We start from the raw sequence: 13,707 nt of genomic DNA on the forward strand, positions 1-13,707 counted from the left end.
GGCCGCTCGGTGGTCGGCGGGCCACGAATCACGGGTCGTTTTAAGCCCCGCACACGAACCCCCTCTCGATGAAGTCCATCGACGAACTCATCGAGGGTGCGGGCGACCTCGCCGGACGGGGCCTCTCCCGGGGCGAGGTCGCGGACGAACTCAACGTCTCGCGCGAGACCGCCGAGTGGCTGATCGCGCGCAGCGACGCCGGTGAGACGACCGCCGCCCAGCGGTCCGGTCCGAGTCCGACCGACGTCCACGTCGACTGGAGCACGCTCGGCAGTGACAGCGAACGCCTCCACTACATCGGCGCGGCGATGGCCGACGTGATCAGGGATTCGGTCGACGCCGAATCGGTCGACATCACCGTCGGCATCGGGAAATCGGGCGGCCCGCTGGCGACGACCATCTCCGAGACGCTGGAGACCGATCTCGGCGTCTACATGCCGAGTAAGTACTACCACGACGAGGAGGGTCGCACGGGCACGTTCTCGCGGAACTTCGGCGGCGTCGACGACGCGACCTGCGTGATCGTCGACGACAACATCGACACTGGTCAGACGATGACCGAAACCGTCGACGAGATCCGCGCCCGCGGGGGCGACCCCGTCGCGGCCATCGTGCTGACCGACAAGCGGGGCGACGACGCCATTTCGGGCGTCCCGGTCTACTCGATGATCGACATCCTGAACGTCAGCGAGTAACGCGGCTGAGGCCGCGACCGCTCGACCGCCCCAGGCGTGACCGACACGTTTCTCGACGAACCCACCGCAGGACCGAGCGTCGGCTGTGGGCCGAATCGGCGTCGACACCGCCAGTGCGGGCGAGTCCGGACCAGTATATAGCGGTATAGTCGGGTCAGAGCGATCAGAGTCGTCTATAGGGCTCCGCCCCACAATATATCAATCATAGTAGGTGTTTAATGCGTACCTGGCCTCGTCTCGGTCGATGGCGCCCGACTCAGAGCGTCTGTCCGACGTCGTATCGCGCCGCAAGTTCCTCGTCTCGTCAGCGTCCGCCGGGGCGGTCGGTCTCGCCGGGTGTCTTTCGAACAACGAGCAGAGCAGCGACGGAAACAGCAACGACGGCAACGGCGACGATGGCAGCAACGACGACAGCACCGCCGAGAGCGGTGGGGCCGGCGACCTTGCAGGCGACATTCGAATCTCCGGCAGCAGTACCGTGTATCCGGTCGCCCAGGAGGTCAGTCGTCGGTTCCAGGATCCGGAGTTCGAAGGACACGAACAGGTCAGCTTCAACCTCACCCGAGACGGCAGCGGTGGCGGGTTCGAGAACGTCTTCATCCCCGGCGACAGCGACATGAACAACGCGAGCCGGCCGATCAAAGACGAAGAGCTCCAGCGCTGCCGGGACAACGGCATCGAACCGGTCCAGTTCTTCCTCGCCCAGGACGCGCTCACCGTCGTCGTCAACAACGACGCCGACTGGCTCGACTCGATCTCGCTCGAAGACCTCGGGACAATCTGGTCGCCCGACACCGAACCCGAGACGTGGGCCGACGTCAATTCGGACTGGCCCGACGAGCCGTTCGATCTGTACGGCCCGGCGAGCACCTCGGGAACGTACGACTACTTCACCGAGACCGTCATCGGAGAGACCGAGGCCGACCAGCCGATCCGCAGCGACTTCGAGGGCACTGAAGAGGACAACCTGATCGCCCAGGGTGTCCAGGGCAACGAGTACGCGCTCGGGTACCTGCCCTTTGCGTACTACGTGAACAACACAGACCAGGTCAAAGCCCTCAGCCTCGTCGAGGACGGGAGCGACCCGGTCGAACCGAGCCTCGAAGGCGCGAAAAGCGGGAACTACCCGCTCGCCCGGCCGCTGTTCACCTACGGCCACATGGGCAAGATCCAGGAGAAGACCCACCTCCAGGAGTTCATCCGCTACTACATCAACCAATCCGACGAGGACTACATCGCAGAGGACATCGGCTACGTCCCGGCCAACGACCAGATGGTCGAGGACAACCTCGCGAACCTCGACGCCGCCATCGCTGGCGATTACGAGTTCAGCCGGTAATCTCTCGGATCACCGTTTCGCCAGACCCATCGCTGAACCAGTAAATTCATGAGTTCTCGCACATCGTCGGCCCCCGAGTCGCTCCAGCGCGACGCGTTCGTCGCTCGGAAAGAACAGCTCTACGGTTGGTTGATCACGATGAGCGCGGCGTTCACCGTGTTCGTGACGCTCGGAATCGTCCTCACACTCGCCTGGCACGCTGCCTCCTTCTTCACGGAGGTCCCGCTGCTCGACTTTTTGACCGGCACGACCTGGAGTCCGAAGATCAGTGGGGACTTCGGCGTGTTGCCGCTCGTGAGTGGCACGCTGATCGTCACCGTCGGCTCGGCCGCCATCGCGTTGCCCGTCGGCCTGGCCGCTGCGATCTATCTCAGCGAATACGCGAGCGAGCGCGCTCGGTCCGTGTTGAAACCGGCGCTGGAGATTCTCGCCGGCGTCCCCACGGTCATCTACGGGTTTATGGCGCTCGTCTATCTGACGCCGCTGATCGATAGCGTCCTCCCGATCGCCGTGCCAGTGATCCCCGCCGGCCTCCCGGTCCCGGAGTTCACGTTCGTCGTCCCGTCACTGCGGACGTTCAACGCCCTGTCTGCGAGCATCGTCGTCGGCATCATGATCATCCCGATGGTCTCCTCGATCAGCGAGGACGCGCTGCGTGCCGTCCCCGATAGCCTGCGCGAGGCGGCGTACGGACTCGGATCGACGAAGTTCGACGTCTCGACGAAAGTCGTCGTCCCCTCGGCAACCTCGGGGATCGTCGCCTCGTACGTGCTCGCGCTCTCCCGAGCGATCGGAGAGACGATGGCCGTGACGATGGCGATGGGGATGAGCCCACAGATGCCGTACTTCCCGAACGTCCTCCGCAATCTGGCCGAGTCGAGTCAGACGATGACGGCCGCGATGATCCAGATCTCCAGTGCCGACTCGCTCGGCGGCGTCTCGTACGACGCGCTGTTCGCGATCGGGATCGCGTTGTTCGCGATCACGCTCGCGATGAACCTCCTGGCCGAACTCGTCCGGCGACACTTCCGGGAGGCCTACGAGTGATGGCCACCGACAGTGACCACCGCGGGACGCTGTTCGAGGCGTCCGGGACGTGGCGTCGCCGGTTCACAGACCTGGCCTTCGAGGCGTCACTGCTCGGCGCGACGCTGATCGGGATCGTTTCGTTGCTCGTGCTGTTCGGCTACATCGTCTTCGACGCGTTCCAGCCCCTGAGTGCGTCGCTCCAGTGGTATCTGCTCTACGTCGTCACGCTCGTGGCGCCCACCGCCGCGTTCACGCTGTTCGCGAGACGCCATCCGGCCGTCCGGGCCGCGAACGCGACCGCGTTCGCCGTCGTCTTCGGCGCGCTGATCGTGAGTCTGCTCACCTACGTCGTCGTGGACGCGGTCAGCCCCTACGACGTCCTCATCTACCTGGTCTGTGGCACGGTCCCGCCGCTCGTGATCGCTCTCGGGGCCCGCACGACCGCGGATCGAACGTACGCCGGCCCGGCGATACCGGTCGCGGCGGTCGTCGGCATCGCCCTCGGCGCACTCCTCTACGGGGCCGTCCGCCCGATCGTCGGGCTCCTGGCGGAGTGGGTCGCCTTCGTCGGTGTCGTGACGGTCCCCGTCGCCACACTCGTCGGCGTCCTCGTGGCACACCGAGAGACGCCTCGCCGCGGCGCGATCACCGCGACGGCCGTCGTCGTGGGCACACTCGTCCTCGGGGGCGGCCTGCTCTCGGTCGGCGTCGATCCGTCCGTCTGGATCGTCCTCGTCTCGGCGTTCGTGATTCCGGTGGGATACGTCGTCGGCAGGGAGTGCCTGGAGAACCCCGAGGGCCGGATCGGCGTTCTCGGCCCGTTCGTCCTCATCGGAGGCGTCCTCGCCGGATCCACACTCGAACGCACGTTCTCGATCCAGGGCCCGGAGAGCTATCTGACGCCGACGCTGTTGACCAACTCCTGGGACGGCCTGACCGCGAGCAACGCGGGCGTCTACCCCCAGATCGTCGGATCGGTCGTGATCGTCGCGTTCATGGCAGTGCTCGCCTTCCCGCTGGGTGTCAGTGCGGCCGTCTACCTCGAAGAGTACGCGCCGACGACGGGGTGGGGCGGGCGGATCGCCTCCCTGATCGAGGTGAACATCGCGAACCTCGCGGGCGTCCCCTCGGTCGTCTACGGCCTTCTGGGACTCGCGCTGTTCCGGAACACGCTGGGCTTTGGCACCGGGATCGTCGTCTCGGCGTCGGGGACGCTCGGACTCCTCATCCTCCCGATCGTCATCGTCTCGGCCCAGGAAGCGATCCGGTCGGTCCCCGACTCGATCACCGACGCCTCCTACGGCATGGGCGCCAGTCGCTGGCAGACGCTGCGGACCGTCGTCCTCCCCGAGGCCGTCCCCGGGGTGCTCACGGGAACGATCCTCGCGATGGCGCGCGCGATCGGTGAGACCGCCCCGCTGGTGATCATCGCCGTCGCGACGACGACCTACACCGCCCCCGAGGGCCTGTTCTCGGCGGCGACGGCGCTCCCGCTCCAGATCTTCGCCGCACGGAGCAACGTCGATCCCGCGTTCCGCCACGGAATCGTTCCGGCGACCGCCGTCGTCCTGTTGGTGCTCATGCTGGCGATGAACGCGACGGCCGTCCTCATCCGGAATCGCTACGAACGAGACCCCCGATAGAGCAATGTCACACCACGACTCACCGACGATCGAAACGGCTGTCGAGACCAGTGAACCACCGACCACTCGGCCCGAGACGGCCGACCGTACGGCCATCGAAGCGCGTGGCCTGAGTGTCAGCTACGGCGACGAACAGGCACTGCAGGCCGTCGACCTCGAAATCCCCGACCAGCGTGTCACGGCGATCATCGGCCCATCGGGCTGTGGGAAATCCACGTTCCTCCGGTGTCTCAACCGAATGAACGACCTCGTCGAGACGGCGACCGTCGGGGGCGAACTCCTGTTCGACGGGACGGACGTCTACGGGGAAGCGATCGATCCGGTCGCGCTCCGGCGGCAGATCGGGATGGTGTTTCAACATCCCAACCCGTTCCCGAAGTCGATCTACGACAACGTCGCCTACGGCCTGCGGATTCAGGGCCAGACCGACGACCTCGACGGTCGCGTTCGAGAGGCGCTCGAACGGGCGGCGCTCTGGGACGAAGTCGAGGGCCAGTTGGACAAGAGCGCGCTCGATCTCTCGGGCGGGCAACAACAACGCCTCTGTATCGCGCGGGCGATCGCGGTCGATCCGGACGTCCTCTTGATGGACGAACCGGCCTCGGCGCTCGATCCGATCGCGACCGGGAAAATCGAGGACCTCATCGAGGAACTCGCCGCAGACTATACGGTCATCATCGTCACCCACAACATGCAACAGGCCGCACGCATCTCCGATCGGACCGCCGTCTTTCTCACCGGCGGCGAACTCGTCGAGTACGGCGACACCGAACAGATCTTCGAGGACCCCGCGAGTCAGCGCGTCGAGGACTACATCACCGGGAAGTTCGGGTGATACCATGCCACGTCGTGAGTACCAGAAGTCCCTCGACGACCTCCGTGCCGACGTGCGAGCGCTCGCTGACCTGGTCGTGTCCAGACTCGATCAAAGTCTCGATGCCCTCGAAGGCGGCAATCGCGAGGCGGCGCGGGCCGTCATCGACGGCGACGACGAGATCAACGACCGATATCTCGACCTCGAAGCGGACTGTATCGATCTGTTCGCGCTCCAGCAACCCGTGGCAAGCGACCTGCGATTCGTCGCGGCGTCGTTCAAGATCTGCACTGACCTCGAACGCATCGGTGATCTCGTCGCGAACCTGGGCCAGTACGCCCTCGCCGCGGACGGCACGATAGCGGCGGTCGATCTGGGGACGATCGGGCGCGAGGCCCACGCGATGGTCACCGACGCGATCACCGCCTACGACACCGAGGACGTCGCCGCCTGTCGGCAGATCGCAGCGCGCGACGACGAGATCGACGCGCTCTGTCAGCGCGCGAGCGAGCGGGTCGTTCGTGACCTGATCGAGCGGCAGGCGACCGCCGACGGGACGCCGTGGGACGTCGAGCGAGCGCTCGACGACGTCTCGCGCGTGTTACTCACGATCCGTGATCTCGAACGGATCGCTGATCACGCTGTCAACGTCACCGCGCGGACGCTCTTTCTCGTCGAGAGCGATCCGGAGTTGATCTACTGATGGAGACCAGAAAGATCCAGCAGGTCGGCAGCGGAACGTTCACCGTCTCCATCCCCGCGGACTGGGCGGCCGCCCACGACATCGAGGCGGGATCGACGGCCTACCTGTACACCCATCGCGACGGGTCGCTCGTGGTGCGCTGGAACGAACGAGACCAGAGCGACCTCGCGACGACCGACATCGAGGCGAGTGGCCTGGATCCGGCCGCGACCGCACGCACGCTCGTCACCGCGTATGGAGCGGGCTTCTCGACGATTCGACTCCACGCTCCGGGGGGCCTCTCCGACGCCCAGCGGCGTGCGGTCCACACCCGGGCCCGCGATCTCACCGGGGTCGAGGTCACCGACGAATCCGCTGAGGCCGTCGTCGTCCGCGGCCTGTTGAACACCGGCGACGTCTCCGTCCGCCAATCCACGATTCAGTTGCAGTACGTCACGCTCTCGATGTTCGAGTCGGCGCTGGACTGTCTCACGGGCGAGACACCCTCACAGCACGTCGTCGACCGCGACGACGACGCCGATCGGCTGTTCTGGCTGCTCGCCCGGCATTTCAATCGATCGCTCCAGAACATGATCGAACTCGATCGACTCGGCCTCACCCGCTCGGAACTGTTCACGTATTTCGCGACGGCGCGGCAGTTCGAACGGATCGCTGATCACGCCGTCACGATCGCACGGTCCGTCGACCACCGCGATCACAGCGTCTCCGAGGCGCTGGCGACCGAGACCAGAGCGCTCGGGATGGACGCCCGCCAGGTCGTCGAGACGGCCTCGAAGGCGATCGTCGACGATCGGGCGTCGGGACCGCACGACTCGATCGAGGCCGCCGAGCGGGTCGTTCGAGCAGCGCGACGGCTCGACGACACGCTGATCGATCGGGCCCCTCGCGACGCGTCTCTCGTGGCGCGCGTGCTCGATAGCGTGATTCGCACGGCGGAGTGTGGCGCCAATATCGCCGCGCTGGCACTCCGACGGTCGCTGGCCGAAGACTCGGGCCCCAGATCGTGATCGCCGCGCCGCCCGGGCAACTGCGCTGCCCCGAGCAGTCCCAGCCCCGGGCGGCGAGACCTACTCGTGGGCCCAGAACTCGTCGGTGACGGTGACTTCCCGTTTGAACAGCGGCACCTCGTCTTTCAGTCGGTCGATGCCGTCCTCGACGGTCTCGAACGCTTCCCGGCGGTGGTCGGCCAACACGACGACGTAGACGACGTCCTCTCCGGCGTCGACGACGCCAGTCTCGTGGTGGAGGAAGACCTCGTAGACGCCGTCGCGGGCGGTCAACTCCTCGCGAATCGCGGCCATTCGCTCGTCAGCGACCGTCTCGTAGCGCTCGAACTCCAGCCACTCCGTCGGGTCGTCGTCGGCGTCGTCGAGCGTCCGGACTCGGCCGGTGAACGTCGCGATTGCGCCCGCCCGGTCCGCGTCCGGCGACGCCTTCGCGCGGGCGACCAGCGATTCGAGTGTCTCGTACGGGTCGACCGCCTCGGTGGCGTCGATCACGGCGTCGAGGTCGACGTCGTCGGCGGTCTCGCCCGCGGCGATCACGGTCTCGGCGTCGGCGTCACCCAGGGCGACCGTCGGCAGTGTCGCCGTCCCGTACCCCTCGACGAGCGCGTACCGACAGTCGACGGCGAGGCGATCCAGCGCCTCGGTCAGCGACAGTTCCTCGCCGGTGGCGAACCAGTCGCCGTCGTCCGTCAGCCCGTAGGTTTCGGCCGCGCCGGCCGTCCGGTGGCGGGCCGTGTCTGTCCCGTCGGTGTCGAGAGTCGGTTCACACGCGATGTGTTTCACCGTCCCGACCCGGCCCAGGTCGGCAAGGCAGTCGGCCAGACGCTCGATCAGCGTCGTCTTGCCCGCGTCCGACGGGCCGACGACACGGATGACCTTCATCGGCGGCGGTTCGACCGGGAGCCATTTGGGGCTACTGAAGCCCGAAGAGGTAGCCTCTTTTCGCCGGCCGTCCAGGCGGAGACATGGCTCGCCGCGAGTTTCGCACGCTCGACCCGCCCGAGAGCGCCCACGACGCACTCGCCGCACTGGATCTGACCACCGGGATCGAGTCGGTACCGCTCGCTGACGCGCACGGGCGAGTCCTCGCAGAGCGCGTCGACGCGCCCCTCGACGTCCCGGGGTTCGACCGGGCGGCGATGGACGGCTACGCGGTCCAGGCCGCCGCGACGTTCGGCGCGAGCGAGGCCGACCCCGCGACGCTGTCGATCGCCGGCGCGGTCCGGGCCGGGGAGGCCCCCGACGTGACGGTCGCGTCCGAGACGGCCGTCCAGGTGGCGACCGGGGCGGTGCTCCCGCCCGGCGCCGACGCCGTCGTCCCCGTCGAGCGAACCGTCGAGAGTGAGTCGACCGTCGAGGTCGTCACGGGCGTCGCGCCCGGCGACAGCGTCACGTATCGCGGCGCCGACATCGCCGCCGGCGATCGCGCGCTCGGGCCCGGAACGGTCCTCGGGCCGCGACACGTGGGCCTGCTCGCCGCGCTCGGCCGCGAGCGGGTGCCCGTCCGGGGCCGTCTCGACGTGGCCGTCGTCTCGACCGGCGAGGAACTGGTGCAACCGGGGGCGACCCCCGACCACGCCGCCGGCCAGATCTACGACGTGAACGGCCACGCGATCGGTGCCGCCGTGAGCGCGGCCGGTAGCCGGCCGACACACGTTCCACGCCCCTCCGACGACCCGGACCGACTCGAAGACGCGCTCGCTGACGCGGCGAGCGAGGCCGACCTCGTCGTCACCTCGGGATCGACGAGTGCGGGGACCGCGGACCGCCTCTACGGACTCGTCGAGGACCACGGCGAGGTGCTCGTCCACGGCGTCGCGATCAAGCCCGGCCGACCGCTGTTGATCGGGCGCGTGTTCGGGACGCCGTACGTCGGCTTGCCGGGCTATCCGGTCTCGGCGCTGTCGGTGTTCCGCACGTTCGTCGCGCCGGCGCTGCGCGCGGCGACCGGCCGACCCACGCCCGAGACGGCGACACGCGAGGCGACGCTCGCGACGCGGGTCCGGTACGACGGCGGTCGGCGCCGCCTCGTCGCCGTCGGGGTGGTCCCCGACGGTGCGGGCGGCCACGTCGCCTACGCCCCCGCGAAAGGCAGCGGTGCCACGACGACGCTCGTCGAGACCGACGGCGTCGTGGTCATGCCCGCCGAGACGTCCCTGCTCGCGGCCGGCGAGACGGTCACCGTCGACCTGTTCGACGAGACACCGGTCCCCGCGGTGCTCGGCGTGGGCGACACCGATCCCGCGTTCGGGGCGCTGTTCGACGAGGCCTCGACCGGCCGGTTTCTCGCCCGGAGTGTCGACGACGCCGTCCGGTGGTTCGAAGACGACGTTCCGGACCTCCTGGTCGCGCCGACCGACGCCCTCGACGCGGTGGCCCCCGACCCCGTCGATCGCTGGGCGCGGACGTGGGGGCTGATCGTCCCGGCCGGATCGCCCGCCGAAATCGACGGCCTCGCCGCTCTCACCGACGTGCGATTCGCCAACCTCGCGGAGTCGCTGTCGCTCCGGGAGGCTCTCGACGCCCGCCTCGCCGACGCTGTCGAGGCCCCCGAGCGCGCCATCGACGGCTATCACCGCGGACTGCCGGGCATCGAATCGCCGGCCCGCAGCGTCGCAGCGGGCCGGGCCGACGCCGGTCTCGGCCTGCGGGCGACGGCCGAGCGCCTCGGTCTCGGATTCGTCCCGATCGGCACCCAGACGCTCGGCGTCGCCGTGAATCCCGATCGAGCGGGCAAATCGAGCGTCGAGCGGGTCACCGATCGACTGGCCGATCGCCTCCCGGACCTGCTGGCCGAGCGGCCCGGCTACGACCCCGTCGAGTGAGCGCTCACCGACCGCGGTGGGACGCCGCAGTCGGCACCCGACCGCCGACTCAGCGTTTGATCTTCTCGACGACGCGGACGTCGTCGATCGACGTCTCGGGGTACTGTCCATCGGCGTCTTTCTCGGCGGCCTTGACCATGTCCCAGACGACGTCGAGCCCCGTCGTCACCCCCTCCAGGGCCTCCATCTCACAGCCGGTCGGGCCGACCGTCTCGACGGCGACCGTGAGTTCGACGGCCCGGTCCGCGAGGTCGAACGCGACGTCGACGTTCGTGATCGGAATCTGGTGACAGAGCGGGATCGTCTCCCAGGTGTGCTTGACGGCCTGGATCGCGCCGACGCGAGCGGTCGCGAGGACGTCGCCTTTCTCGATGTCGTGCTCGCGAATCGCATCGACGGTCGCGGCCTGGAGGGTGAGTCGCCCGCGGGCGACCGCGCGGCGCTCGCTGTCGGCTTTCGATCCGACGTCGACCATCTGGGCGGCCCCCTCGTCGTCGACGTGGGTGAGATCGCCGGCGTCGATAGCTCCGTCGTCGGGACGGTGAACGTGCCCGTCCGCACCCGCGTCGTGGTCGTCGCCCGCTGCCAGACCGACGACGTGGCCGACGACGGGGACGACGAGGTCGCTGGTCCCGAGGTGCGCGGCGTTCTCGCTGCCGGGCAGGCAAAACACGGGCGTCCGATCGACGATGCCGGCCGTCGCCCGCGTGAGCATCCCGTGAGGACCGACCTCGTCGACCGATCGCGCGCGGAACTGCTCGCCGAACCCCGGAATCGACCGATCGAAGCGGGGTTCGAGCGCCTCGGGGGTCACGTCGTCTGCGGTGAGTCCCGTCCCGCCCGTCGTGACGACGGCGTCGACGCCGTCGAGGAGGGCCGCGACGCGCTCGCGGATCGCAGTCACGTCGTCGGTGACGATGTCACGCCGCCCCACGGTGTGGCCGGCCGATTCGAGCGCCGCCACGACGGCGTCGCCGCTGGCGTCGGTCTCGGGCGTCCGCGTCGAGGAGACGGTCAGGACGCCGACGGCGATCGTCTCGCGGTCGGCCGCGTGGTGGTCGTTCGAGTCCGCCCCGGAGTCGTCGGTCATGACTACGGGGTCGGCGGCAGTGGTGAAAACAGGTCGGATCGCCTCAGTCGTCGTCCGCGACGACCCGCTCGACGTAGCGGTCGTTCCGCACCCACTCGCCCTCGGATTCGACCATGTACTCGCCGTAGAACGGCACGCGATTGGCGACGGTCTCGCGGAACGCCGCCTCGATCTCCGCGCGTGTCATTCCGCCGGTCGATCGGTGGTCGTCGTGGCGGTTGAGACAGCCCTTGAACTGGCCGTCGTGTGTGACGCGAACGCGGTGGCAGTTGGCACAGAAATCGGTGTTCTCGACGGGATCGACGACTTCGACCATCCCCTCACCCGAGGCCGGCGCGTCGGGGCCGGCCGATTCGATCGACGGCGGGGCCGCCTCCTCGCGCTCGGTGACGTAGTACCGACGCCGGCCGTGCATCTCCCGGCGCTCGACGCGTGTCGCGCGGTCGGCCAGCCAGTCGTGGACCCTCGCGATGTCGATTGCCCACTCGGGGTGGCCCGCGATTTCGGGCATGTACTCGATGAGTTGGAGTTGGAGGCCGTCGGTGGCGGCGACGAAATCGACCATCTCCGGGACGTACCCGGCCGTCGGCTCCATCACGACCATGTTGAGTTTGACCGGCGCGAGGCCGGCGTCGAGCGCCGCTTCGACGCCCTCGATGACAGTGTCGTACGCGCCGCTCTGGGTCAACTCCGCGAACGCCTCCCGGTCGAGCGCGTCCTGTGAGACGTTGACGCGTTCGAGGCCCGCGTCCGCGAGCGCCGCGGCCCGCCCGGGCAGGAAGCTTCCGTTGGTCGTGACCGAGACGTCCATCTCCTCGGGGACGCGCCGGACGATCTCAGCGAGGTCGTCGCGGAGCATCGGCTCCCCGCCGGTGAACTTCACGGTCTCGACACCGAACGCCCGCACCACGTCGAGCAGGCGGATCACCTCGTCGGCAGTCATCTCGTCGTCCTGGGGCTCCATCGGTCCGCGCGTGTCACCCAACCCCTCGTTGTGGCAGTACTGACAGTCGAAGTTACATCGGTCTGTCAGCGACACGCGGATGCCGGTGACCGACCGCCCGTGGTCGTCGTCGAGGGGCACGGCTCAGCGTTCCGTCCGTACGGTGTTAAGGGTTGGTCCACCACCGATCGCTGCCGGGCGTCGCTCGGTCCGCCGCTCCGGGTCGTCCAGAGAGCGGGGGCTTCTTGCCCGGGGTGGCCCCAGTCGAGCCATGAGCGACGGTGGCTTCCACGACGTGATGGCCCTCTCGGACGCGCGCCAGCGCCTTCTGGAGCGATGTCAGCCACATTCCCGACGCGACCAGATGGCCGTCGAAGACGCCGACGGCCACGTCCTCGCGGAGGCCGTGCGGGCGGCCCGGGCGGTCCCCCACTACGATCGAGCGGCGATGGACGGGTTCGCGGTCCGGGCGGCCGACACCTTCGGCGCGAGCGAGCGGTCTCCCGTGACGCTCTCGCTGGCGGACGGCCGGGTCGAAGACGGCGAAGCCGTCCAGGTCCACACGGGGAGTGCGATGCCCACGGGGGCCGACGCGGTCGTGATGGTCGAGCAGACCGAGCGGCGCGAGGGCACGCTGCTGGTCTCCGACGCGGTCGCCGCCGAAGAAAACGTCGCCCCGACCGGCGAGGACGTCGCCCGAGACGCGCGACTGTTTGCGGCCGGCCATCGACTCTCGCCCTCGGATCTCGCCTTGCTCAGGACGACGGGTCACGACACCGTGTCCGTCGTCGATCCGCCCCGGGTGAGCGTGGTGCCGACGGGCGAGGAGGTCGTCCCGGCCGGGAGCGATCCGGCGCCGGGCGAGGTCGTCGAGACGAACGGACTGCTGGTCTCGACGCTGGCCGAGCGGTGGGGGGCCACCGCGACCCATCGCGACGTCGTCACCGACGACGAGACCGCGCTGCGGCGGGCGATCGAGGCCGACACCGATCACGACGTGATCGTGACGACCGGCGGATCGTCGGTCGGTGAGCGCGATCTCGTCGCGGACGTCGTCGAAACGGCCGGGTCCGTCCTGGTCCACGGCGTGGCGATCCACCCCGGCCACCCGGTCGGGGTCGGCGTCGTCGACGAGACGGTCGTCGTCATCTGTCCCGGCTATCCGGTCTCCTGTCTGGTCGCGGCCGTCCAGTTCCTGCGCCCCGCGATCGCCGCCCTGGAAGGGGTCGAACCGCGACCGCACCCCACGACCCGCGGTCGATTGGGCGCGAAGATCCGCAGTCGGCCGGGCCGGCGGACGTTCGCTCGCGTTCGAGTCACCGATCGGTCGGCGGACGACCTGCCCACCGTCGAACCGATCCGGACCGGCGGTGCCGGCGTGCTGTCGAGTGTCACGACGGCCGACGGCTGGGTCGTCGTCCCCGAATCGCGCGAGGGGATCCCCGCCGAGGAACGGGTCGCCGTCCAGGAGTGGGAGCGCGTCCCGACGCGCCCACGGTCGGAGTGACGGACGACGGCGACTGATCTTGGGACCGTGACGACCGACGGCGACGGATCTGGGGGCGGCCGTTCGAGGGGGACGCGTCGGTTGTCGGCCCACCAGAGCGCTTTTCTCCGCC

12 protein-coding genes and 1 pseudogene are annotated in these 13,707 nt (G+C 68.7%); 9 read left to right on the forward strand and 4 right to left on the reverse strand.

Annotated elements, in window-relative coordinates; all coding sequences use genetic code 11:
* Positions 1 to 68: 68 nt before the first annotated feature.
* The 7 genes from HARCEL1_RS07320 to HARCEL1_RS07350 all read left to right on the forward strand — a co-directional run bounded on the left by HARCEL1_RS07320 (position 69) and on the right by HARCEL1_RS07350 (position 7,230).
* Positions 69 to 695, forward strand: coding sequence for an orotate phosphoribosyltransferase-like protein (locus HARCEL1_RS07320; RefSeq protein ID WP_108381899.1), 627 nt, complete (start codon positions 69 to 71; stop codon positions 693 to 695).
* A 244-nt stretch (positions 696 to 939) separates the two neighbouring features.
* The gene (locus tag HARCEL1_RS07325; RefSeq protein WP_108381900.1) at positions 940 to 2,034 is read left to right on the forward strand and encodes a PstS family phosphate ABC transporter substrate-binding protein; all 1,095 of its coding nucleotides are present in this window, start codon (positions 940 to 942) and stop codon (positions 2,032 to 2,034) included.
* A gap of 48 nt (positions 2,035 to 2,082) precedes the next feature.
* Positions 2,083 to 3,081, forward strand: a complete 999-nt coding sequence (gene pstC / locus HARCEL1_RS07330) for a phosphate ABC transporter permease subunit PstC (RefSeq protein WP_108381901.1) — start codon at positions 2,083 to 2,085, stop codon at positions 3,079 to 3,081.
* Entirely contained in the window at positions 3,081 to 4,706 is a 1,626-nt protein-coding gene (gene pstA, locus HARCEL1_RS07335; protein WP_108381902.1) for a phosphate ABC transporter permease PstA, read from the forward strand. The genes pstC and pstA overlap by 1 nt, the downstream gene beginning before the upstream one ends.
* Before the next feature lie 4 nt (positions 4,707 to 4,710).
* A complete protein-coding gene (pstB, locus tag HARCEL1_RS07340; RefSeq protein ID WP_108381903.1) occupies positions 4,711 to 5,541 on the forward strand; it encodes a phosphate ABC transporter ATP-binding protein PstB in 831 nt (276 codons plus the stop codon).
* A gap of 4 nt (positions 5,542 to 5,545) precedes the next feature.
* Positions 5,546 to 6,223, forward strand: a complete 678-nt coding sequence (gene phoU / locus HARCEL1_RS07345) for a phosphate signaling complex protein PhoU (RefSeq protein WP_108381904.1) — start codon at positions 5,546 to 5,548, stop codon at positions 6,221 to 6,223.
* Complete coding sequence (locus HARCEL1_RS07350; protein ID WP_108381905.1) at positions 6,223 to 7,230, forward strand: PhoU domain-containing protein; 1,008 nt, start codon at positions 6,223 to 6,225, stop codon at positions 7,228 to 7,230. The genes phoU and HARCEL1_RS07350 overlap by 1 nt, the downstream gene beginning before the upstream one ends.
* A gap of 60 nt (positions 7,231 to 7,290) precedes the next feature.
* Here HARCEL1_RS07350 and HARCEL1_RS07355 read toward each other — a convergent pair whose 3' ends face one another.
* A complete protein-coding gene (locus HARCEL1_RS07355; protein WP_108381906.1) occupies positions 7,291 to 8,112 on the reverse strand; it encodes a molybdopterin synthase in 822 nt (273 codons plus the stop codon).
* Between the two features lie 83 nt (positions 8,113 to 8,195).
* Between HARCEL1_RS07355 and HARCEL1_RS07360 the strand changes: the two genes are divergently transcribed.
* On the forward strand, positions 8,196 to 10,055 hold the full coding sequence (locus HARCEL1_RS07360) for a molybdopterin-binding protein (protein ID WP_108381907.1): 1,860 nt from the start codon (positions 8,196 to 8,198) through the stop codon (positions 10,053 to 10,055).
* Between the two features lie 49 nt (positions 10,056 to 10,104).
* On the opposite strand, the gene moaC is transcribed toward HARCEL1_RS07360, so the two are convergent.
* The 3 genes and pseudogenes from moaC to moaA all read right to left on the reverse strand — a co-directional run bounded on the left by moaC (position 10,105) and on the right by moaA (position 12,229).
* On the reverse strand, positions 10,105 to 10,578 hold the full coding sequence (moaC, locus tag HARCEL1_RS13745) for a cyclic pyranopterin monophosphate synthase MoaC (RefSeq protein WP_267894700.1): 474 nt from the start codon (positions 10,576 to 10,578) through the stop codon (positions 10,105 to 10,107).
* Between the two features lie 90 nt (positions 10,579 to 10,668).
* Positions 10,669 to 11,145 (reverse strand): annotated as a pseudogene (locus HARCEL1_RS13750) (MogA/MoaB family molybdenum cofactor biosynthesis protein); the annotation flags it as partial.
* Between the two features lie 43 nt (positions 11,146 to 11,188).
* A complete protein-coding gene (gene moaA / locus HARCEL1_RS07370; RefSeq protein WP_108381908.1) occupies positions 11,189 to 12,229 on the reverse strand; it encodes a GTP 3',8-cyclase MoaA in 1,041 nt (346 codons plus the stop codon).
* A 130-nt stretch (positions 12,230 to 12,359) separates the two neighbouring features.
* Here moaA and HARCEL1_RS07375 point away from each other — a divergent pair, with 130 nt between their 5' ends.
* Complete coding sequence (locus HARCEL1_RS07375; protein WP_108381909.1) at positions 12,360 to 13,595, forward strand: molybdopterin molybdotransferase MoeA; 1,236 nt, start codon at positions 12,360 to 12,362, stop codon at positions 13,593 to 13,595.
* Positions 13,596 to 13,707 lie beyond the last annotated feature (112 nt).

Origin of the sequence: Halococcoides cellulosivorans, from assembly GCF_003058365.1 — an archaeon.
Taxonomy (GTDB): domain Archaea; phylum Halobacteriota; class Halobacteria; order Halobacteriales; family Haloarculaceae; genus Halococcoides; species Halococcoides cellulosivorans.

What these genes read in the sequence shown, in the direction of transcription:
- HARCEL1_RS07320 (WP_108381899.1), top strand. Translation starts at nt 69, where the DNA reads ATGAAGTCCATCGACGAACTCATCGAGGGTGCGGGCGACCTCGCCGGA.
- HARCEL1_RS07325 (WP_108381900.1), top strand. Translation starts at nt 940, where the DNA reads ATGGCGCCCGACTCAGAGCGTCTGTCCGACGTCGTATCGCGCCGCAAG.
- pstC (WP_108381901.1), top strand. Translation starts at nt 2,083, where the DNA reads ATGAGTTCTCGCACATCGTCGGCCCCCGAGTCGCTCCAGCGCGACGCG.
- pstA (WP_108381902.1), top strand. Translation starts at nt 3,081, where the DNA reads ATGGCCACCGACAGTGACCACCGCGGGACGCTGTTCGAGGCGTCCGGG.
- pstB (WP_108381903.1), top strand. Translation starts at nt 4,711, where the DNA reads ATGTCACACCACGACTCACCGACGATCGAAACGGCTGTCGAGACCAGT.
- phoU (WP_108381904.1), top strand. Translation starts at nt 5,546, where the DNA reads ATGCCACGTCGTGAGTACCAGAAGTCCCTCGACGACCTCCGTGCCGAC.
- HARCEL1_RS07350 (WP_108381905.1), top strand. Translation starts at nt 6,223, where the DNA reads ATGGAGACCAGAAAGATCCAGCAGGTCGGCAGCGGAACGTTCACCGTC.
- HARCEL1_RS07355 (WP_108381906.1), bottom strand. Translation starts at nt 8,112, where the DNA reads ATGAAGGTCATCCGTGTCGTCGGCCCGTCGGACGCGGGCAAGACGACG.
- HARCEL1_RS07360 (WP_108381907.1), top strand. Translation starts at nt 8,196, where the DNA reads ATGGCTCGCCGCGAGTTTCGCACGCTCGACCCGCCCGAGAGCGCCCAC.
- HARCEL1_RS07375 (WP_108381909.1), top strand. Translation starts at nt 12,360, where the DNA reads ATGAGCGACGGTGGCTTCCACGACGTGATGGCCCTCTCGGACGCGCGC.